The following is an 897-nucleotide window of genomic DNA, read 5'->3' as shown; positions in this document are numbered from 1 at the left end:
GAAAAGGTAGTAAGGGATTATCCTCACCAATTATCAGGTGGTATGAGACAAAGAGCGATGATCGCGATGGCACTTGCTTGTAATCCAAAGATATTGATTGCAGATGAGCCAACGACAGCACTTGATGTAACGATCCAAGCTCAGATCTTATCTTTAATGAATGATTTACAAAAGAAAACAAATACAGCGATTATGCTTATCACACATGACCTTGGCGTCGTGGCACAGATGGCACACCATGTACTTGTTATGTATTCGGGTAAGATTGTAGAATCCGCATCAGCAGTGGACATCTTTAAAAACCCAAAACACCCTTACACAATCGGTCTTTTAGAATCAATTCCAAATCTAGATGAAGACAGAGAACGTCTGAATAGTATTGAAGGGGTAGTACCTAACCCGTTTGAATTGCCACAAGGTTGCTATTTTCAGCCAAGATGTAAGTTTGCGATGGAAAGATGTAAGACAGAGCAACCAGGCACATATACAGTAGGTGAAAACCATACGTCTGCTTGCTTCCTACACTGCAAAACGGAGGGTTAAGATGAAAGAAAAGATACTAGAAGTCAGAGATATAAAGAAATACTTCCCGATAAAAGGTGGTTTTCTTCAAAAAACGATAGCAAACGTTAAGGCAGTAGATGGTGTATCCTTTGATGTCTTAAGAGGCGAAACAATAGGTCTAGTAGGTGAGTCAGGATGTGGTAAGTCTACACTTGGTAGAACAATTGTTAGATTGTACGAGCCAACAGAAGGTGAAATTATCTTCAATGGTAAAGATATTGCTGGGTTTAAAGGTAATGAACTTAAGCACCTTAGAAAACAGATGCAATTGATTTTCCAAGATCCTTACAGCTCATTAAATCCAAGATTAAATGTAAGCAATATCGTTGGGGA

General features: G+C 39.0%; 2 protein-coding genes. Both read left to right on the top strand.

Translation table 11 applies throughout. The features are described from left to right. Nucleotides 1-543, top strand: a 543-nt coding sequence (locus QE109_RS17530; protein ID WP_281095845.1) for an ABC transporter ATP-binding protein, incomplete at its 5' end; no start/stop codon positions are given. A 1-nt stretch (nt 544) separates the two neighbouring features. Further along, nucleotides 545-897, top strand: a 353-nt coding sequence (locus QE109_RS17525; protein ID WP_281095844.1) for an ATP-binding cassette domain-containing protein, incomplete at its 3' end; no start/stop codon positions are given.

The sequence above is a fragment of the Fusibacter bizertensis genome, assembly GCF_029914245.1.
GTDB lineage: Bacteria > Bacillota > Clostridia > Peptostreptococcales > Acidaminobacteraceae > Fusibacter_C > Fusibacter_C bizertensis.
This window is presented reverse-complemented; position numbering and strand designations above follow the sequence as displayed.